The organism is Streptomyces sp. R33 (assembly GCF_041200175.1).
Taxonomy (GTDB): domain Bacteria; phylum Actinomycetota; class Actinomycetes; order Streptomycetales; family Streptomycetaceae; genus Streptomyces; species Streptomyces katrae_B.
The window spans coordinates 8,493,901-8,512,720 of sequence record NZ_CP165727.1 but is presented as its reverse complement, the minus strand read 5'-3'; the positions used below and the strand labels follow the sequence as shown (position 1 = coordinate 8,512,720).

13 protein-coding genes and 6 pseudogenes are annotated in these 18,820 nt (G+C 68.4%); 14 read left to right on the top strand and 5 right to left on the bottom strand.

The features are described 5' to 3' along the window. Positions 1-105 precede the first annotated feature (105 nt). Positions 106-377: pseudogene (locus tag AB5J51_RS39315) on the top strand (hypothetical protein); the annotation flags it as partial. 339 nt (positions 378-716) lie between these two features. Here the strand turns inward: AB5J51_RS39315 and AB5J51_RS39310 are convergent. Further along, positions 717-1,310 carry a TetR/AcrR family transcriptional regulator gene (locus tag AB5J51_RS39310; RefSeq protein ID WP_369780022.1) on the bottom strand — a complete coding sequence of 198 codons (594 nt, stop codon included), beginning with the start codon at positions 1,308-1,310 and terminating at the stop codon, positions 717-719. A 115-nt stretch (positions 1,311-1,425) separates the two neighbouring features. Between AB5J51_RS39310 and AB5J51_RS39305 the strand changes: the two genes are divergently transcribed. The 11 genes and pseudogenes from AB5J51_RS39305 to AB5J51_RS39255 all read left to right on the top strand — a co-directional run bounded on the left by AB5J51_RS39305 (position 1,426) and on the right by AB5J51_RS39255 (position 12,417). After that, positions 1,426-2,118: an SDR family oxidoreductase gene (locus tag AB5J51_RS39305; RefSeq protein WP_369780021.1), complete on the top strand. Its 693-nt coding sequence runs from the start codon at positions 1,426-1,428 to the stop codon at positions 2,116-2,118. A 60-nt stretch (positions 2,119-2,178) separates the two neighbouring features. Beyond that, positions 2,179-2,517 (top strand): aldo/keto reductase, encoded by a 339-nt coding sequence (locus tag AB5J51_RS39300; RefSeq protein WP_369780020.1) that lies wholly within the window; start codon positions 2,179-2,181, stop codon positions 2,515-2,517. Positions 2,518-2,689: 172 nt separating this feature from the next. After that, a complete protein-coding gene (locus tag AB5J51_RS39295; RefSeq protein WP_369780400.1) occupies positions 2,690-3,694 on the top strand; it encodes an NADP-dependent oxidoreductase in 1,005 nt (334 codons plus the stop codon). Positions 3,695-4,164: 470 nt separating this feature from the next. Next, positions 4,165-4,605 (top strand): annotated as a pseudogene (locus AB5J51_RS39290) (pentapeptide repeat-containing protein); the annotation flags it as partial. A 54-nt stretch (positions 4,606-4,659) separates the two neighbouring features. After that, on the top strand, positions 4,660-6,066 hold the full coding sequence (locus tag AB5J51_RS39285) for a pentapeptide repeat-containing protein (RefSeq protein ID WP_369780399.1): 1,407 nt from the start codon (positions 4,660-4,662) through the stop codon (positions 6,064-6,066). A gap of 570 nt (positions 6,067-6,636) precedes the next feature. Continuing rightward, positions 6,637-7,083, top strand: a pseudogene (locus AB5J51_RS39280) (recombinase family protein); the annotation flags it as partial. A 448-nt stretch (positions 7,084-7,531) separates the two neighbouring features. Next, positions 7,532-9,121, top strand: a complete 1,590-nt coding sequence (locus AB5J51_RS39275; protein WP_369780420.1) for a hypothetical protein — start codon at positions 7,532-7,534, stop codon at positions 9,119-9,121. Beyond that, on the top strand, positions 9,118-10,014 hold the full coding sequence (locus tag AB5J51_RS39270; protein WP_369780019.1) for a hypothetical protein: 897 nt from the start codon (positions 9,118-9,120) through the stop codon (positions 10,012-10,014). Before AB5J51_RS39275 ends, AB5J51_RS39270 begins: the two co-directional genes overlap by 4 nt. Then, on the top strand, positions 10,011-10,556 hold the full coding sequence (locus AB5J51_RS39265) for a DUF6262 family protein (protein WP_369780018.1): 546 nt from the start codon (positions 10,011-10,013) through the stop codon (positions 10,554-10,556). The genes AB5J51_RS39270 and AB5J51_RS39265 overlap by 4 nt, the downstream gene beginning before the upstream one ends. Before the next feature lie 220 nt (positions 10,557-10,776). Continuing rightward, a complete protein-coding gene (locus tag AB5J51_RS39260; protein ID WP_369780017.1) occupies positions 10,777-11,961 on the top strand; it encodes an IS701 family transposase in 1,185 nt (394 codons plus the stop codon). 219 nt (positions 11,962-12,180) lie between these two features. Beyond that, positions 12,181-12,417, top strand: coding sequence for a hypothetical protein (locus AB5J51_RS39255; RefSeq protein WP_369780016.1), 237 nt, complete (start codon positions 12,181-12,183; stop codon positions 12,415-12,417). 299 nt (positions 12,418-12,716) lie between these two features. Here AB5J51_RS39255 and AB5J51_RS39250 read toward each other — a convergent pair whose 3' ends face one another. The 3 genes and pseudogenes from AB5J51_RS39250 to AB5J51_RS39240 form a co-directional block, all read right to left on the bottom strand. Next, entirely contained in the window at positions 12,717-13,934 is a 1,218-nt protein-coding gene (locus AB5J51_RS39250; protein ID WP_369780015.1) for a CAP domain-containing protein, read from the bottom strand. A gap of 767 nt (positions 13,935-14,701) precedes the next feature. Continuing rightward, positions 14,702-15,109 carry a hypothetical protein gene (locus AB5J51_RS39245; protein ID WP_369780014.1) on the bottom strand — a complete coding sequence of 136 codons (408 nt, stop codon included), beginning with the start codon at positions 15,107-15,109 and terminating at the stop codon, positions 14,702-14,704. 98 nt (positions 15,110-15,207) lie between these two features. Beyond that, a pseudogene (locus tag AB5J51_RS39240) lies at positions 15,208-15,543 on the bottom strand (transposase); the annotation flags it as partial. 142 nt (positions 15,544-15,685) lie between these two features. On the opposite strand from AB5J51_RS39240, the gene AB5J51_RS39235 reads away from it, so the two are divergent. Both AB5J51_RS39235 and AB5J51_RS39230 read left to right on the top strand, forming a co-directional pair. Then, positions 15,686-17,227, top strand: coding sequence for an ISL3 family transposase (locus tag AB5J51_RS39235; RefSeq protein ID WP_369776355.1), 1,542 nt, complete (start codon positions 15,686-15,688; stop codon positions 17,225-17,227). 265 nt (positions 17,228-17,492) lie between these two features. Then, positions 17,493-17,708: pseudogene (locus AB5J51_RS39230) on the top strand (hypothetical protein); the annotation flags it as partial. A 783-nt stretch (positions 17,709-18,491) separates the two neighbouring features. On the opposite strand, the pseudogene AB5J51_RS39225 reads toward AB5J51_RS39230, so the two are convergent. Continuing rightward, positions 18,492-18,779: pseudogene (locus AB5J51_RS39225) on the bottom strand (HNH endonuclease); the annotation flags it as partial. Positions 18,780-18,820 lie beyond the last annotated feature (41 nt).

Below are 18,820 nucleotides of genomic sequence, written 5' to 3'. Positions count from 1 at the left end.
TGGTCTGCAGGCGGCGCCGGCCGTAGATCCCGGCCATCCGCCCGGTACGGTCGGTGCTCGTCCGCAGGCGCGGCGCCAAGACGCCGCCGAACCAGAGCTGATCAGCGCCAGCAGGAAGCGACCGGGACCGTGCCGCCCCGCGGGGGCAAGGCCACCTTCGAGATTGCCAAGACAGACCCGCAGAACCCCACCGAGAACCGGTTCACCGGCGAGCGCTTCGAGAAGGCCCTGAACGTCACGCTCAACTCGGTGGTGTTCCGGTCCAGCGGTGAGGATCTGACCACCACCGGCCCTACATCGAGACGGCGTCCCGCGTGACGGAGCCCATCCTTCTGGGCTTGGCGGTGCTGGCCGTCCGTAACCGCGTCAAACGCTGACCCAGTACCCCCACCTCCAGGGGCCAGCAGAACGTCGCAGCCACCGGGCACTGAAACAGCCGGTGCGCGCGAACGGCCATGAGCCACCGCACGGAAGATTTCAGTGCTCAGGTCGCAGTCCCGCCCAGTGAAATCTTCCGTGCGGCCCGACATACGTTGTCGGGTCGCATGGCTGAGCCTGAGCACGATAGGTGTCGCATTTGCACGACAACTGCCGTAGGGAGCACGGAACTACGCCAGACCGATCAGGCCGCGAGCACGGAAGCCTCGGACCCCGCGTCACCTCGCGGGTGCGGCCGGTGCACACACGCCGCGCGGCGCCCGATGCCGGGCCCCCGGTCAGTCGGCTTCCGTCAGGGCCGCGTGCGCGGCGGCGAGGATCTCCTCGGAGAGCGGGGAGCCCTGGGTGGCCCGGGACAGGACCAGAGCACCGACCAGGGTGCACAGCCGGGCGAGGCCGCCCTCGCCGCCCCCGACGCCCTCGCCGTCCGCGACGGCCTCGGCGGGGGCGAGAAACGCGGCGAAGTCGGCCACGCCCTCCGCGTAGGTACGGCGCGCCTCGCGGCCTTCGGGTCCGCGCGCGATATCGGTGGCGAGAGCCGCGACCGGGCAGCCGTCCGCCGCGTTGTCACGGTGTTCGACGGAGAGGTAGGCGTCGATCAGGGCCCGCTGAGCGGCATCCCGCTGCCCGTCGTGCTGCTCGAGCCCGGCCACATTGCGCCGTGCGATCTCATCGAAGGCGTGGGCGGTGACCTCATCGACGAGCGCTTCCTTGGAGGCGAACTGCTTGTAGAAGGCGCCGTGGGTGAGGCCGGCCGCCTTCATGAGATCGGCGACGCTGACGTGGGTGCCCTGCTCCCGGAACAGCCGCGACGCGGTGTCCACCACCCGCCTGCGATTTTCCTCCGCCTGCGCCTGCGATACGCGGCCCATGGCCACCTCCCGTTTGGATGTCGACTGGCATCTATCATAGCCCTGTGTTTAGATTGTGCTTGCAATCTAAATGACGCGGGTGCTCCGACGGCACCTGCGAAGGACAGGAGCGAGCATGGAACTCAAGAACGCGGTCGCGGTGGTCACCGGCGCCAACCGGGGCCTCGGGCGGCACCTGGCCGCCCAGCTCGTGGAGCATGGCGCCAAGGTCTACGCGGCGGCCCGCCGTCCCGAGACGGTCGACCTGCCGGGCGTCCGCCCACTGCGCCTCGACGTGACGGACCAGGAGTCGATACGGGAGGCCGCCCGCATCGCGTCGGACGCGACGCTTCTGATCAACAACGCGGGCGTCTCCACCGGCGCGACGTTGGTCGGCGGCGACCTGGACGAGGTACGTCGCGAGATGGAGACCAACTTCTTCGGCCCGCTCGTCGCCACACGGGCCTTCGCTCCTGTCATCGAGGGCAACGGCGGCGGCGCCGTACTCAACGTCCTGTCCGCCCTGTCCTGGTTCCACCCGGCAGGCCTCGGCTCCTACGCGGCTTCCAAGGCCGCCGCCTGGGCGCTGAGCGACGCGAGTCGCGAGGAACTGGCGCCCCGCGGGATCACCGTCTCGGCGCTGCACGTCGGCTACATGGACACCGACATGGCCGCCGGCGTGCCCGCCGATCAGAAGGTCGCCGCCGCCGACGTCGCGGCCCAGGCCCTTTACGGCATCGAGACCGGCCTGCCCGAGATCCTCGCCGACGAGACCAGCCGGTACGTCAAGCAGAGCCTGTCCGCGGCGCCCCAGCCGAACGCGGGCTGACGCTCACCCCCTCCACCACGGCAGGACGGCTTTCCAGGCCCCCTTGCGCAAGGACTTCTCATGCGTTACATGGCCTTCGGCCGCAAGACCGGACTGCGCGTCTCCGAGTACGCGCTCGGCACCGCGAACTTCGGCACCGGCTGGGGCGCCGGCGCCGAGCCCGACGAGGCCCGCCGGATCTTCGACCGGTTCGCCGAGGCCGGCGGCACCTTCCTCGACAGCGCCGACAGCTACCTCGCAGCCCTCGACGTCCAGCTCACCGACGAGCAGTACGCGCGCCTCGACAAGGTCAGCGCCATGCCGCTCGGCGTACCGCACGAGGGCGTCGCGGGCTCACTGGGCCGCCTCCAGGGCGGCGACGCGGGCAGCGTCATCGCCCCGGTCGTGCCGGTGGCCTGAGCCCGGAAACACGGCCGCCGCAGGGCTCTCCGCGCAGGCACTGGCCACTTGCCGTGCCGACGCGGAGCGCGCGGACCAGAAGACACGACAAACTGTCTCGTAACGAGACAAACCCCTCACGGACAGAACACCCCTCCCGCTTGGACGGGAGACCACACGAACGGAGATGACGATGAAGGCCTTCATGGTCGAGAAGTACGGTGACGCGTCCAACATGCGTGCCGCCGAGATACCCGATCCCCAGGTGGGCGCTGACGACGTCCTGGTCAGGATCGATGCGGCGAGTGTCAACCCACTGGACATGAAGATCCGCGACGGTGACCTCAAGCAGATCCTGCCCTACCGTCTCCCGCTCGTCCTGGGCAACGACCTCGCCGGGACCGTCGTCCGCGTCGGATCGTCCGTCACCCGCTTCGCGGGGGGCGACGAGGTCTGGGCGCGGCCCGACAAGGACCGCATCGGCACCTTCGCCGAACTCCTCGCCGTCCACCAGGACGACCTGGCGCCCAAGCCCGCCACGCTCACCATGACCGAGGCCGCCTCCCTCCCCCTGGTCGCGCTGACCGCCTGGCAGGCCCTGGTCGAGCGGGCGAACGTCCAGCCGGGCCAGAAGGTCCTCATCCACGCGGGCGCCGGCGGCCTGGGATCCATCACCATCCAACTGGCCAAGGCACTGGGCGCGCACGTGGCCGCCACCGCGAGCACCGCCAAGGTCGACCTCGTCAAGGACCTCGGCGCGGACGAGGTCATCGACTACCGCACCCAGGACTTCTCCGAACTCCTCACCGGCTACGACCTCGTCCTGGACTCCCTCGGCGGCGAGAACCTCGCCAAGTCCCTGCGCATCCTCAAGCCCGGCGGCCTGGCCATCTCCGTGGCGGGCCCGCCCGACACGGCCACCGCCCGCGAACTCGGCTCGAACCTGGTGCTCCGCCTGGGCATCGCCGCGCTCAGCGCCAAAACCCGGCGCCAGGCCAAGCGTCTCGGTGTCACGTACTCCTTCCTGTTCATGAAGGCCAGTGGCAACCAGCTGCGCGAACTCACCCCCCTCATCGACGCCGGGAAGATCCGCCCCGTCGTCGACCGGGTCTTCCCCTTCGACGAGACCCTTCAGGCCATGGAGTACGTCGAGAATGGCCGCGCGAAGGCCGGCAAGGTCGTCGTCTCCATGATGTGAACCCAGGGCAACGGCCCTGCCGGACGCCGAGAACGCCGCCCGCCACAACGAGAAGATCCCGCCCCACGCTCCTTTCTCCCACACCAGGACCCGATCACGAACGCACCGTCCAGCTCCCCCACGCCCACACCGTCGTCGTACAAGAACGCGCCGACCCGCGCCGTGTCCGTGCACGGCGTGGGCGTCACCTACCGGCAGCACGGTCCGGACGACAACTTGCCTGCGAAGAGTGCGGATCACGTCAGGAACGATGCGAATTCGGCGACTGATGTCGCGCTCAGAGCTTCACGAAAGGGCAGGTCGGGACGGAAGGATGACGACACCTATCGTGCTCAGTCTCAATGGCAGATTTCAGTAGCACACGATTCACTTCAGTGTGTCTTCCAGCGCCACGCCGAAGGATTCAGTGATGCCCCTCCGAGGCGCGCGGTCCGCGCAACTAACGGGTCGCGCTCGATCGTCCTCCAGGTATGACGCACCCGAGCCTCACACCGTCCCCGGCTCTGCCTAGATGGCCGTACTGCGGCCACAGCACCAGTCCTGAAGATCCGATTGGCTGCTGCGGCATCCGCATCCCGGGCCACACCGCATGCTTCACCCACCTGACCGACGCCGACCGCGACACCTACCTGGCCGGCCTGACCCCTGGCGCCGACATCGACCACCGCGGCACCCCGTTCACCGAATCCCTTCTCGAAGCCCTCCTCGATGCGCTCCGCGACCCCGCCACTGGACACCCCTGCCTCGGCCGCGCCCGGTTCGACTCGGCGACCTTCCAGGGCCGCGCCCGGTTCGACTCGGCGACCTTTCAGAACAGCGCCTCCTTCGACTCGGCGATCTTCCAGGGCATCGCCAAGTTCGACTCGGCGACCTTCCGGAACGGCGCCTCCTTCCGCTCGGCGACCTTCCAGGACGGCGCCTCCTTCGTCTCCGTGACCTTCCAGGGTCCCGCGCGGTTCGACTCGGTGACCGCCCAGGGCATCGTCACGTTTGTTCAGGCGATCTTCCAGGACCTCGCGACCTTCGTCATGGCGACCTTCGAGGGCCTCGCAACGTTCTGGTCGGCGACCTTTCACGGCGAGGCCGCGTTCATCTTGGCGACCTTCCAGAACGCCCTGTTCAACACGGCGACCTTCCAGGGCATCGCCAAGTTCGACGCGGTGACCTTCCGGAACGGCGCCTCCTTCAGCACAGCGACGTTCCAAGGCAGTGCCCGGTTCAACTCGGTGACCTTCCAGGGTGACGCCGGGTTCGATCATGTGGTTTTCGAGAGGGCGGCCGTCTTCGGGCCGTTAGTGTGCGCCGGGGCGGTGTTGCTGTCCGGGGCGGTGTTCGGCGGACCGGTGACACTCTCATTCGCCGCGCGCCGCCTGGAGTGTCGGCGGACCCGCTGGTCTTCCACGGCCGAGGTCCGCCTGCGCTACGCCACGGTAGATTTCTCCCACGCGGTCTTCGAGTACCCCCTCACGGTCGCCTCGGAGGCCAAGCCGTTCGTGCTCACAGACGGACGGTCGCTGGCAGAGCCGCCCTTTGCCGGCGCTCCGGATGCCACGGTGCGGATCGCCTCGCTGCGAGGGGTAGACGCAGCGCACCTCGTCCTAGCCGATGTCGATTTTTCGGAATGCTTGTTCATCGGGACAGTCCATCTAGACCAGGTGCGGCTGGAGGGCGCCTGCTCATTTGGCACTGTCCCGCCCGCACAGTGGCGGCGCTGGCCCCCGCGGTTCACCCAGCGCCGCACCCTGGCCGAGGAGCACCACTGGCGTGCCAGGCGGCCGGCAGCGGCTCAGGGATGGAACTCGGCGATATCCGGAGCCGGACACGTCGGGCCGGCGCAACTGGCACCGGTGTACCGGGCGCTGCGCAAGGCGTTCGAGGACGGCAAGAACGAGCCGGGGGCGGGGGACTTCTACTACGGCGAGATGGAGATGCGCCGCCACGACCGCGCCGGCACCAGCCACGCTGAACGCAGACTGCTGCACGGCTACTGGCTGCTGTCCGGCTACGGTCTGCGCGCCTCCCGCGCCCTGGGCTGGCTTGCTGCCGCCATGCTCGTCACCATCGTGCTGCTCATGGGCTTCGGCCTCCCGCAAGACGATCCGAAGCAGGAAGCAACCGGCATCGTGCCACGCGGCGGAGGCAAGGTCACCTTCGAGATCGACAAAGCCGATCCCCAAAATCCCACTGGGACCAGATTGACCGGCAAGCGCCTCGAGAAGGCCCTGAACATCACCCTCAACTCGGTGGTCTTCCGCTCCTCCGGCCAGGACCTGACCACCACCGGCACCTACATCGAGATGGCCTCCCGCCTAACCGAGCCCGTCCTACTCGGCCTGGCAGCTCTGGCCATCCGCAACCGCATCAAACGCTGACCCACTGCCCCTGCAGCCAACGGTCAGCCGAACGCCACAGCCACCGCGCGCTGAAGAACCGGTGCGCCCATTCGACAACAAGCCAACGCATGGAAGATTTCAGCGCCCAGGTCACAGCGTCGGCCACTGAAATCTTCCGTGCGGCCCAACATAACGGGCCGTGTCGCAGCGGTCGAACTGATGACCAGCGACCCGCCTGCCTCCATCCATGATCTTCACCGGCCTTGAATCCGGGCCGCAGCCGCACGCAGCGTGATTCTCATAAATGACCATCGGTGAGAATTCTTCGAGAGCCCCGGACGCCACCACGTTTCCGCAGGTCGCCGTTTCGCAAAAGCCCTCCGAAACCCGCATGTTGTGCGAGAAACTTCTGAGGGACTGGCGCCATGGATCTCACGCCGATCAGGCCGCATCGGCGGCAGAACGACACGACTGCCCGAACTGTGACGCGCCCGCCGGCAGCGCCTGCCGCACCCGGGCGGGAAGACCGCCTCGAAGTACCACACCTCCCCCTTCGTCCTCGTCCCCGCGCTCCGCGAGCACCTGGAGATCCCCGTCCCCTCCGACCGGATGCCCGGCCGCGCGTGGAAGCAGGGCCCGGCGCTCGCGATCGTGCCCGCGCCCCGCACCGAGCGGCCGATCCGGATCGGGTACGCCCGCACGTCGACCGCCCGCCAGGAGTTGGCGAGCCAGCTCGAAGCCCTCTACCGCGCCCAGTGGCACAAGGTCTTCAAGGAGCAGATCAGCACCCGCGTCAAGGTGCGGCCCGATCTGGAGAAGGCGCTCGCGCTGGCCCACCAGTTGAAGGAGGTCGCGCCCGATACGCCGGTCATCTTCACCGTCGACGAGCTCAAGCGTCTGGCCAGGAACGCGGCCGAGCTGATGACGCTGTCCGCCGAGCTCCAGGCCAGCGGCATCCAGCTCGAACTCCTCGCCGGCCCGCTCACCGGGATCTACGACCCGGGCGGCATGGGCGCCATGTTCTTCGCCGTCCTCGCCGTCGCCGGGCAGATCGAACGCAACGACATCCAGGACAGGACCCTGGAGGGCCAGTATGCCGCGGCGGCCCAGGGCAACCACGCCGGACGGCCGAAGGTCATCGACGACGACATGCTCACCTTCGCCGTCGCGCTGAAGCACAAGGGCGTCCCCGTTCCGGAGATCGCGAAGAAGCTGACGATCAAGACGGGGAAGAACGCAGGGCGCAATCCGTCTGTCCTCGCTGTACCGGACATTCGCCGAAGCCGAGGGGCCCGACCCGCAGGCCAACGGCCCGCGCCGCCCCACCCGTACCCAGCTCGCCGGCCCGGGCAGGGGCGCCGACCTCGATCTCATGGAACGGCTCACCCGCCAGGTCCTCGACGGAGTCGGCGCGTCCGTACCTCATCCCGGACCAGGCGCGTCTGCGCGAGGCCATCGAGCGGGTCCCCTCGCCCCGGGAGCTCCACGCGCGGGGTGAGCTCTGATGGCGGCGATCGCTCTTCCTGTCCTGCCGTCGACGGAGGCGGCGCGCACCCGCCAGCTGGTGGAGGCTCTGGACGCGGAGTTCCTCAGGGGCATCAGCTGGGACTGGGAGGTGGGGGTCCTCTTCTACCCGCGGGAGCACCCGGTGCTCGGGATGCCGGAGTGCCAGGTGCAGGGCTGCGACAAGGGGTACGAGCGGAGCGGTCCTCTCTGCTCGGGGTGCCGGATCCGGCTCAACCAGTCCGGCCTGGGCTTGGAGGAGTTCCTGGGGGCGGCTTCGAGGTACAACGCCCAGCACGTCCGGCAGGAGCTGTGCCGCCTGCCGGGCTGTCAGCGGCCGTGGCGGAGCCCCGGAGCCGGCCTGTGCCAGAACCACCACTACCAGCGGACGCCGCGCCTGCAGGTCAGCTTGGAGGAGTTCCTGACGCACCCGGTGCCCCAGGCGCTGCCCGGCCACAGTGTCTGCGAGGTGGTGGCCTGTCTGCGACAGCGTGTCAGCTTGAGCACGCCGTACTGCGACGCCCACCGGCAGCGGCTGAACAAGGCGAAGACCACGGGCACCTACGGCGGAGACGAAGAAGCGTGGCGGAAGACCACGGCACCGATCTCTATGGGCGGCGAAGTCAGCATGCGGGGCCTGCCGCGGCGCCTGGTCGCTGAGCTCCTTTACTGCGTGCAGATGCGGACCGCCGCCGGGATGAAGACGTACGGGTACTGGCTCCGCTCGATCTGCGAGCGGCTGCGCGCGCTGCGGTGCGAGAGCCTGGACGGGCTCGGCGATCCGGCGGCTGCGGGACTGCGCGGCCATGCCGTGACCCTGATCGGCACGATGCGCAAGACGCTGCGCCGCCTCGGCGCGACGCCCGAGGAGGAGATGCGGCTCGATGTTTGGGACCTGACCGTGTTCGGCTTCTCCGGCTCGGCGGACTTCACCGGGATCCGTCAGCCGGCTCTGCGGGAAGCGGCGAAGCTTTGGGCGGCCGATGACCTGCCTCGGCGCCGGGGAAAGAACGCCGGACACGGGCTGCAAGGCCGGATCAACGCGCTCGCGGCGCTGTCGAAGAGTCTCCACCTGCAACGGGAGGACAGCGGCCAGGTGGTGGCGTTGCTCGACCGGAGCGACATCACCGCGTTCTGCACCCGCCTCGCGTTCCAGGCGCAGAACGGGCTGTTGACCGCCCACCAGTGGCTGCGGATCGCCCGCACCGTCCGCCAGGTGTTGAACCGGTGGCGGACCCTCGGCCTCACGGCGGGGGGCCAGGTCCTCGAAGGGCTCCGGGCGGACTTCGCGATGGGCGCCGAGGACATCCCGGACGAGCCCGAGGACAGCGAGGCTGGCAAGGACCTGCCCGACGAGGTGATACTCCAGCTCTGCGACAACCTGGTGCTGCTGGAGGAGATGAGCGGGACGGAGGTGCGGGTCTGTACCGAGCTGCTGATCGATACCGGGCGCCGGCCGGACGAGATCTGCCAGCTGCCCCTGGACTGCCTGGAGCGCGACCCGGACGGCAGCCCCGTCCTGGTCTATGACAACCACAAGTCGTACCGGCTGAGCCGAAGGCTCCCATCGCCAAGGCCACCGCCGCTGTGATCACCGCCCAGCAGGAACGCGTGCGCCAGCGCTTCCCGAACACGGCGGCGGCCCAGCTGAAACTCCTGCCGTCTTCGGTGTCGAATCCGGCTGGGACCAAGCCGATCTCCGGGATCTGGGACCAGCACCGGGCCTGGGTCACAATCCTGCCCGAATTTCTCGTCCCCGTCGAGGTCGAAGAGGACGGCCAGCCGGTCATTAAGATGCTGCCATTCGACAAGAGGAAGGTCTTCCCCTACGCCTACCGACACAGCTTCGCTCAGCGGCACGCCGACCAGGGCGTGGCGCCGGAAGTCCTCAAGGAACTCATGGACCACCGGCAACTGATGACCTCCCAGGCGTACTACCGCATCGGCCAGGATCGCCGCCGCGAGGCGATCGACCGGGTCACAGTCCTGCAGTTCGACCGGCACGGCAACCGGGTGTGGCGCAAGGCCCAGGGGCTCCTGGACTCTGAGCACGTCCGACGGGAGATCGGCGAGGTCGCCACCGCATACGGCGTCTGTAGGGAGCCCTCCAACGTCGCTGCCGGCGGGCAGAGCTGCCCATTGCGGTTCCGCTGCCTGGGCTGCGAGCACTTCAGCACCGACGTCTCCTACCTCCCGGACCTCGAGGCGTACCTCGCCGACCTCCTGCGCAGCCGCGAGAAGCTGATGTCGGCCTTCGAGGCGGACGACTGGGCCCGCAGCGAGGCCATGCCGTCCGACGAGGAAGTCCGCCGGGTCCGGCGCCTGATCAACCGCGTCAGGGCGGACCTGGACGATCTCACCGAGGAGGAACAGGCCCAGATCGGACAAGCGGTGTCGATCGTCCGCCGCGGGCGCAGCGTGATGCTGGGAATGCCCCGCATCCGACAGCCGCGGCCCGACGTGCGGCCCAGGAGGTCAGCGTGAGTGCCGCGATGAGCGACGGCCGCAAGGCCGATTCCGAGCGACGCCGGCAGCGGGTGATGAAGGCAGTGGCGGCCGCTGCCCAGCGCGGGAGCCGCATCAGCGTCTCCGGGATCGCCCGCCAGGCCGGGGTGGACCGTACGTTCCTCTACCGCCACCAAGACCTGCTCGCCCTGATCCACGCGGCCGAGGCCGAGCCCGGCGAACGCGACCCCGCGTCCGGCGCGCACACAGTGAGCCGCGCATCCCTCCAAGCCGACCTCGCCCACGCACAGGCCCGAAATACCCGGCTCGCCGGGCGCGTCCAACAGTTGGAGAGGCGCCTCTCCGCCGAGCTGGGCGAGCAGGCTTGGCGGGAGTCCGGCCTCGACGCCGCCCTCGATGTCGACGAGCTCCAACGCACTGTCACCCGGCTTGAGCAACGCAACGTGGAGCTGACCGAGGCCCTTGAGGACGCCCAGGCGGACCTGAAGGCGGCCCGGGAGGCCAACCGCGAACTCACCCGAGCGCTCAACCAGCGCGGACAAGCTGGCGTCTCCCCCTGACTCTGACCCGGCATGTCCGTGGCCCGGACCGGATTCGCGCCCGGCGCTGTCTGTCGCCGTGGTTTTGGCTGCCGTTCACAAGCCGGAGCAACTATCAGGTGATGCAGGCATACAACTTAGCTACCTGACCTGGCCATCAACGCCGAAACCCCCGCCCGGAGGGCTAGTACTGCAACGGTGTTTGCCGTGACGGTTGGGCAGTTCGGTCGTTGTTCAGGTCATGGGTGGGGAACTTGCAGATGCCCGGTTGTGGGCTGGTGAACTGAAGGCTTTGCATGAGCGGTTCGTGCACCGTTTCTCCAGGTCGGAGCCGCGGGAGTCGGCTCTTGCCTATATGCGGGGACTGATAGCTCCGCTGGAACGGAAGAACGGATGGACGCTTGCCGAGGAGGCCGGGCATGGGGGTCCGGACCGGATCCACCGGCTGCTGAACCGGATCGACTGGGACGCCGATGAGGTCCTGGCCGACGTGCGGGACTACGTCGTCGAGCACCTCGGAGACCCGGAAGCGGTGCTGATCGTGGACGACACGGGGTTCCTGAAGAAGGGTGTCCGCTCGGCCGGGGTCCAACGCCAGCACTCCGGCACCGCCGGGCGGACAGAAAACTCCCAGATCGGAGTGTTCCTCGCCTATGCCGGCGGCCGGGCCCGCACGTTGATCGACCGCCGTCTGTATCTGCCCACGTCATGGACGGAAGACCGGGAACGGTGCCGGGCTGCCGGCATTGAGGACACGGTCGCCTTCGAGACGAAGGTGGTGATGGCCAAGGCCATGGTCCGCCGGGCGATCACAGGCCGGATTCCGTTCCGGTGGATGACCGCGGATGCCGCTTACGGCTTCTCCAAGGGCTGGCGCACGGAGCTCGAGCAAGCCGACGTCTTCCACGTCATGGCCACCACCCGGCACGACACCGTCGTCACCCGCTGGGCGATCGACCACCCCGTCCACGACCTGTTCCCCGGTCTCCCGAGGCAGAAGTGGAAACGCCGTTCCTGCGGGATGGGGGCCCATGGCCCGCGGGTCTACGACTGGGCGAGAGTCGAGGTGAGGCCCTGGCACCGCGAGGACCGCCGGCACTGGGTGATCGCCCGCCGCAGTGTCCGCCGGCCCGAGGAGATCTCCTACTACATCGCCTACTGCCCCGCCGAGACCACACTGGATGAGCTGATCCGCATCGCGGGCGCCCGGTGGGCGGTCGAGGAATGCTTCCAGACCGCGAAACAGGAGTGCGGCCTGGACGACTACCAGGTCCGCCGCTACGACGGCTGGCACCGCCACATGACCCTGGCCATGGCCACCCACGCCTGCCTCACCGTCCTGCGAGCCCGCGAACTCCAGACGGGCAAAGCAGAAACGGATCCTCCCAGCTCATACCCCTCACCCTGCCCGAAATCCGACGCCTGATCAGCCGGCTCACCCGGCCCCGCCCGACCATCGACCACGTCCTGCACTGGTCACACTGGCGCCGGCGACGACAGTTCCAGGCCCGCGTCAGTCACTACAAACGACGCGGCCACACACCACCAGAAACTGCCCAACCATCACGACAAGCACCGTTGCAGTACTAGGTGAAGACGCCGCGTGAGTGGCGCGCACCGTGCGATCCCAAGGAGTGCCCATCCGATGAGCCAGCTCGATGCCACCCCCGCAACTCAGTCGCCGGACTACGCGGTGCTGGGGCTCTCCCCCGCTGACGAGGTAGAGGCGCAGTGGGTGACCTCGCAGGCCACGGAAGCCCTCGCCCGGGTGCTTGCCTGTGAGCGCGCCGGCTTGTTTGGACTCGTGGTGGAGCTGAATGAGGACGGGCAATGCCCCTTGAGGCGCGCGAGGTCACGAGGCGGGCAGTGGCTGCTGGGCTGAGTAGCAGGGTGCCGGTGATGGCGCCGACGTCCGAGAGGTCGAGCCGGTCAGCCCGGCACCAGCGGGTGGCCCCCGCGATCTGGCGGCCAGGCGAGGAGACCGGCTTCGCGGTGTCCGGCCTGCGGGCCGGCGACCTGGTCGTCGCCGGCCGCGCGTGTCGCCGTACGGGGCCAGCCGCCCGAGCTGCGGCCGCAGTGCGCCGGACGGCCGCGGAAGCAGGGAGCTGGCCGGGGCGACGGGCACGGGCGCCCGGGTCACCAAGGCGACGTCCGGCGCGGCGGCCAAGCTCCCGCGGGGAGTCACTGCTGGCAGCGTCCGAAGTCCACGACGTAGGTGCCGGTGTTGGACGACGATGCGCCGGCCGGGTCCGCCGCTCCGGGCAGGGCCGCCGCGCCGATGTCACGCAGGGACGACTTGAGGATGATGGCGCGATGGCCGGGGCTGTTCATCCACCAGTTGACGGCGGCCTGCGGGGTTCCCGATCCGCCCCAGCCCGTGTACGTGATCTCACTGAACTCCCACGACCGGGGGTTCGGGCAGTATGCGGCCGCCTGGATGCGGCTCTGCGGTGTCGAGCCGGTCTGGGGGTTACGGTGGGGGTCCTTGCCCGGCCCCCACCACTTCAGCTGCACGGATGCGGCGGCATGCTGCTGGGCCGCGTTGGTCAGCGGCTGGTTGACGGTGAGGGCAGGCAGCCCGCGCTGTGTGCGCTGCGCGTTGATCAGGCAGATCACGGCAGCCCTCGCCTGGGCTTCCGCGCCAGCGGTCGGCGCCCGGTTGACAGCGGCCGGGTCACAGCCCGCGGCTGGTGCCGCAGCCGGGGCGACGGCCCGCTGCCCGTTGATATTGCCTGCCGCGGCGTACCGGCACACCAGAATCCAGCCCGTACTGCCCGCCACGGGCACGCCCTCTTTCACGCCGCAACCGACTGCCGTGGTCGCTGACGCGGGAGACATCCATATCATCTGGGAGTAATGACCCCACGCACGGTAATTGGTGCCCGCGGATGCATTGCTGTTGATCGGGGCATTGTTGTCGGCGTCGAATTTTGGCTTCTCCGCCGTCCAGCTGAAACTCACGGAGGGGTCCAGTGCCATCAGCGGCCGCGCCGGGCCAGGGAAAGCATTGAAAAGGTTCTCACCCTCGTTGCCGTTGGTGTCACGGCTGCTGTGGTGCAGTCCGCCGCCCTGGCTGGATGCAGGGTCATCTGCCCAGGCCTGCGCGTCACAGGCAAGCTTGGGGTTCCATGCGACAGAAACCACGGAGGAGCCGGGGCTGTACTTCTGAACGGCTGCCCGGCGCGCGTCGTTGTGAATACGGGCGATCTCGGCAGCGTCGGCGGCGGATATCCGTGAGCCCGTTCCGGGCGGGGCATTGGACGAGGGACAGGTGGGAGATTTTTCCTCGGAGGCAGGGGCCGAAGCGGCGCGTGCGTGGGGGGAGGCTGCCGATACCGGGCCCATTATGGCAAGGCCGCACACGAGCGCAGCCGCGGTTGCGAAATGCTTTTGTTTCATGGAACACCCCGAATGCGGGTAAGGGTTTCCCATGCGGGCGAAAATGCCGGGGTGCCGTATTCCGAACGCCCGGATCGACCGCACGTGGATGAAGTCGGCGGGGAGGTCTCCGTACGCCGGACGATGAGATCATCGTCGCCCATTCGGCGTAGATCCACCCGTCAGGCCATCGGCCGATTACTCCACTCGGGTGAATGCGACGACTGTGGTTGCGATCAGCGTTCCCGTCTCGACACCCACCGGCACACGGCCCAGCAGCCGGTGCCAGGAGCACGTTGTACTTGATGCCGCGCCAAACCCACTGGTATCCGATGGGTCAGATCCACGCCGCCACCGCCATCAGGACGGCGTTCAACAGCACGAACGGGATCCAGGTCGGGGCAGCTCCCCACCGGGGGCGCAGCGCCGTTCCGCCGCCACTGTGGCTGTCGTTCCACGGCAGGGCCGTCCCCGCACCAGAGCAGCACGTAGCAGCCCATGGCACAGAACAGCAGGGCCGGGAGGGGCTTCTCCCGGAGCTGAGCCGGGGCGGCAGGGGCGGGAGGGGCGGGAGCAACGAACCGCGTCGGGCCATCGATGCCACGGCGCGTGCATCTCACCAGCCAGATCCTTGCGGGATCGGACAGCTGGGAGCGGCCCATGACAAGTGCGCTCCGCGCAGGTTTCTCGCCGCGGTGATCTGCACGGGGTTCAGGACGGCTGTACTGATGCCTTCACGGTGGCGTGGTGACCAGAGGCGGCCTTCTGGGGTCCACGCAGACGGAACCTCAGCTTTGTGGCCGCACGCCGGACCCGTCGCTGTGGGCCAGGCGGGCGAGGACCTTGGCGTACACCATGGTTGCCGCTGCGGTGACGGTCGCTACGGACGCCAGGGCGAGGATGCCCACCAGCGCGGGCCACTGCCGCAACTCGTCGCTGCGGCAGACTCTGTCCTGAGGCCACGGGTCGCTTAGCGGGCTCTGGCACACGGCGTGGGTCCCCTTGTATGAGGACACCTCGGGGCCGTAGTCGGCGACCAAGAGGAAGATGAAGCATCCCCAGATCAGCATGGCGAGGAGCATCCAGACGATCGACCACCCCTCAATGCGGCGCGCGTCCCGGGCCCTCGTCTCAGCCCCCTCTGATGCGGTGCCTGCAAGAACCGACACTTCCAGAGGCGTCTCATCGGCTGTCATTCTTGCCCCTCCAACTTTCAATTAAGGATCATCAGTCCATCACAGCCTGATTGCGCACCTGACATCCCCAGAAGTCCTGGGCGGGCCTGCGTCTTCGCGATGGAGAGCACAGCGCCGCAAACGCCGGTCAGCCGGCGCTGACGCTTCTTGACGATCTGCGGCTCGAACGAGCCCTCCCGGTCCCGCGGGACCTCGATTTCGACCGGCCCGACGTCGGTGACGACGGTCTTGGAGCGTTTTCCGTTCCGGGAGTTCTCGCCGTTCTTCCCAGCCGGATCGTGCCGGTCATAGCCGAGGTGATCGCTCATCTCGCCTTCGAGGGCGGACTCCAGCAGCCGCTTCGTCAGCTGCTGGAGCAGCCCGCCCTCACCCGTCAGCTGCAGCCCCTCGGCCTGAGCCCGGGCCACGAGCTCGTTCAGGAACTGGTCATCCACAGCTGCAGGCGCAGCCCCCGCCTCAGACGGCTTGGCTATGTTCTCGCTGGTCACAGGTGCACTCTTCCATGATCGGAGTTACACCGTTCTCTTGGCCCTGTCTCACATTCGGTGGTGACGCAGAGTGGTGTAGGTCGTTGATGTGAGCGTGGAGAATCTCAACGAGCTGGTGGCGACGGTGTTTTCGGGGATATCCCCGCTGGTCATCGAGGATGTGGTCGACGAGGGTGAGCGCGTGGTCGTGAGGGCACGGACTCCGGGATCGACCGCGGTCTGCCCGGTGTGCGGGGTGTTGTCGGTGCGGGTGCACGGCTATCACTGGCGGACGGTCGCCGACCTGCCGATCGACGGCCGGCGGGTCGTGGTCCGTGTCCGGGTTCGGCGTCTGGTGTGTCCTACCCGCGGTTGCCGCCACACTTTTCGCGAGCAGCTGCCTGGGGTGCTGGAGCGATACCAGCGGCGCACAACCCGCCTGACCAGGCAGATCAAGGCTGTGGTCAAGGAGTTAGCGGGCCGTGCGGGATCGCGTCTGCTGGCGGTACTCGCGATGGGCCTGTCGCGTCACACGGCCCTGCGCACCCTGCTGCGCATTGCGCTGCCCACCGGGCGGGTGCCCCGCGTGATCGGTGTCGACGATTTCGCTCTGCGCCGGCGGCACCGATACGCCACCGTGGTGATCGACGCGGAAACGCATGAGCGGATTGACGTGCTGCCCGACCGCACGGCCGACACGCTGGAAACGTGGCTGCGCGAGAATCCGGGCGTCGAGGTCGTGTGCCGTGACGGTTCAGCGACCTACGCGGAGGCCATCCGCCGTGCCCTGCCCGACGCAGTGCAGGTCGCCGACCGGTGGCACTTGTGGCACAACCTCTGCGAAACCGCCCTGAGTGAGGTCAAGGCACACAGCGCCTGCTGGGCCGCCGTGCTGGACACTCCAATTTACGAAGGACCACGAGCCGAGACTACGCTCGAGCGTTGGCACCAGGTCCACGGCCTCCTCCAGCAGCGTGTGAGCCTGCTGGAATGCGCCCGTCGACTGCAACTGTCCCTGAACACTGTCAAACGTTATGCCCGCGCCGACCGACCCGAGCGCATGCTCCGCGTCCCCAAGTACCGGGCCAGTCTCGTCGATCCCTATCGCGAGCACCTGCGCAGACGCCGAGCTGATGACCCTGCTGTTCCCGTCCAGCACCTCTTCGAGGAGATCAAGGCCCTCGGGTTCACGGGCTGCCTCAACCTCCTGCACAAGTACATCAACCAAGGCCGCGCGGACGCCGACCGCAGCCACATCTCCCCGCGCAGGCTGGCCCGGATGCTCCTGACCAGGCCCGAGAACCTCAAGACCGGACATCGCGATCTCCTCGATCAGCTGACCGCCGCCTGCCCCGAGATGACCGACCTGGCCACCGCCGTCCGGACTTTCGCCCAGCTCCTGAAGCCTCGGCCCGAGAACGTCGACGCGCTCGATCACTGGATCACCCAGGTCCGCGCAGCGGACCTGCCACACCTGCACGCCTTCACCCGCGGCCTCGAGCGAGACCACGACGCCGTGATCGCCGCGGTCACACTTCCGTACAGCAACGGCCCCGCCGAAGGCGTCAACACCAAGACCAAGCGGATCTCACGCCAGATGCACGGACGCGCAGGCTTCAACCTCCTCCGTCACCGCATCCTTCTCGGATAGCGACACACTCCGTCACCACCGAATGTCAGACAGGGCCGTTCTCTTTACAGTCCCTCTGTACGGCTCAGTCACATCCGCCTGCAGATGGCCAGGGCGACGAGCCGTCGGTACTCCAGCCGCTCTGGCCGCCTGGCCGCGCGGCGGACGTGAGCGTCGGCGAGGAACTCCTTCAGGGCCGTACCTGGTGCCGCAAGCGCCTTGCCATGCGTGTCTACGTCCCCCTGACCCAGCCCCGGTACCGAGCCAGGGGTGGGGTCTGCGGGACACGGCCGCCGTGCGCCTGCGCACCCCCACGGTGGAGCAGAACGGCCGGACCTCCAGCCACTCCGTCGCCGCGGTCGTCACCGACGACATGCCGTTCCTCTTGGGCTCCGTGACGAACGAGCCGTCCCGCCAGGGCCGCGGCATCCACGTCGTGATCCACCCCCAGGTCGTCGTCCGCGATGACGTCACCGGCGCGATAGTCCGAAGGGGCATCGAGACCCCGCACTCGCCGGACACATCCGGCACGTCGCCGCGTTCGACCACCCCCTGCCGAGTGCACACCGGGGCAGGTCGGTACTAAGCGGGACACCTCCCGCGCTACTACCTGCACACTGCCCGCGCCCGATCCCAGGCCAGCAAGGGGCGCAGCGCACGGAATGCACTAAATACCATATGTCGAGCCACGATTTTTGCGGATTTGTGCATATGGCGCCCATGACGCGTACGGGTCCCGGGGCCCTAGGCTCACCACATGGCCTGGGAAGAGAGTTCGCCCCGGGCATTTCAGCCGCCCATGGCGTCAGTGGCGATCAAGCACACCTCGCGGCGGCGCGGTTTCATTCCTTCCTGTACCTACGCCACGCAACGGCGCGCGACAGGAGCCAGAGGACATGCAGCCCAAGCCGAGCCAAGCCCGACGTGAAGACTCCGACATGAACCGCAACGCGGACACCCCGCCAAAACCAGCGCTGGAACTACGCTGCGGGAGCCTGCACTTGACTGTTCAGCGCGTGCCCGTGTGGCTCGTGTCGCTAGCAGCAACCGCCGCAGGAACCGCCGCCACGTGGTGGGCACACCAGTAGGACGAGCTCACCATCGAGGACCAGGCCCACGGGCAGTGGCCCGGCGGCGACCAGGCAGCACCACGTTGGCGCGTGAGTGCCGCACGCGACAGGAGCCGACCGCAGGTGTCTACTTTGCGGCCAGCCCGGCGTGCAGACAAGCAAGACGAAGGGCCGCCACCCCAGCAAGGGTGGCGGCCCTCGGCCCGCAGCCAGCCTTACGGGGCAGAGGTGAACTCCACCTCCGTGTCACCGCAGCCGGCGGCGATGTCCAGCAGCCGCTCCCGCTCCGCCCCGTCCGCCGCAAGCCCCCAGCGGAGCTTGGTCGCCGTCCACTCCGCCCCGTACCGACACAAGGCATCCGGCGCCGGCGGCAGCCACTCGGCCGGGTCCTGGTCCGCCTTGGACCTGTTCGAGCGGGCGGTGACCGCGACCAGGGAGGACAGCTGGCCCTGGTCGTTGGCGTATGCTTCGCGCTTTTGTGCGGTCCACGAACTGGCGCCAGCTGGCGGGGAGCGTCATTCGAACCGTGCGGTATTCCCTGTGG

What these genes read in the sequence shown, in the direction of transcription:
- AB5J51_RS39310 (WP_369780022.1), bottom strand. Translation starts at nt 1,310, where the DNA reads ATGGGCCGCGTATCGCAGGCGCAGGCGGAGGAAAATCGCAGGCGGGTG.
- AB5J51_RS39305 (WP_369780021.1), top strand. Translation starts at nt 1,426, where the DNA reads ATGGAACTCAAGAACGCGGTCGCGGTGGTCACCGGCGCCAACCGGGGC.
- AB5J51_RS39300 (WP_369780020.1), top strand. Translation starts at nt 2,179, where the DNA reads ATGCGTTACATGGCCTTCGGCCGCAAGACCGGACTGCGCGTCTCCGAG.
- AB5J51_RS39295 (WP_369780400.1), top strand. Translation starts at nt 2,690, where the DNA reads ATGAAGGCCTTCATGGTCGAGAAGTACGGTGACGCGTCCAACATGCGT.
- AB5J51_RS39275 (WP_369780420.1), top strand. Translation starts at nt 7,532, where the DNA reads ATGGCGGCGATCGCTCTTCCTGTCCTGCCGTCGACGGAGGCGGCGCGC.
- AB5J51_RS39260 (WP_369780017.1), top strand. Translation starts at nt 10,777, where the DNA reads ATGGGTGGGGAACTTGCAGATGCCCGGTTGTGGGCTGGTGAACTGAAG.
- AB5J51_RS39255 (WP_369780016.1), top strand. Translation starts at nt 12,181, where the DNA reads ATGAGCCAGCTCGATGCCACCCCCGCAACTCAGTCGCCGGACTACGCG.
- AB5J51_RS39250 (WP_369780015.1), bottom strand. Translation starts at nt 13,934, where the DNA reads ATGAAACAAAAGCATTTCGCAACCGCGGCTGCGCTCGTGTGCGGCCTT.
- AB5J51_RS39245 (WP_369780014.1), bottom strand. Translation starts at nt 15,109, where the DNA reads ATGACAGCCGATGAGACGCCTCTGGAAGTGTCGGTTCTTGCAGGCACC.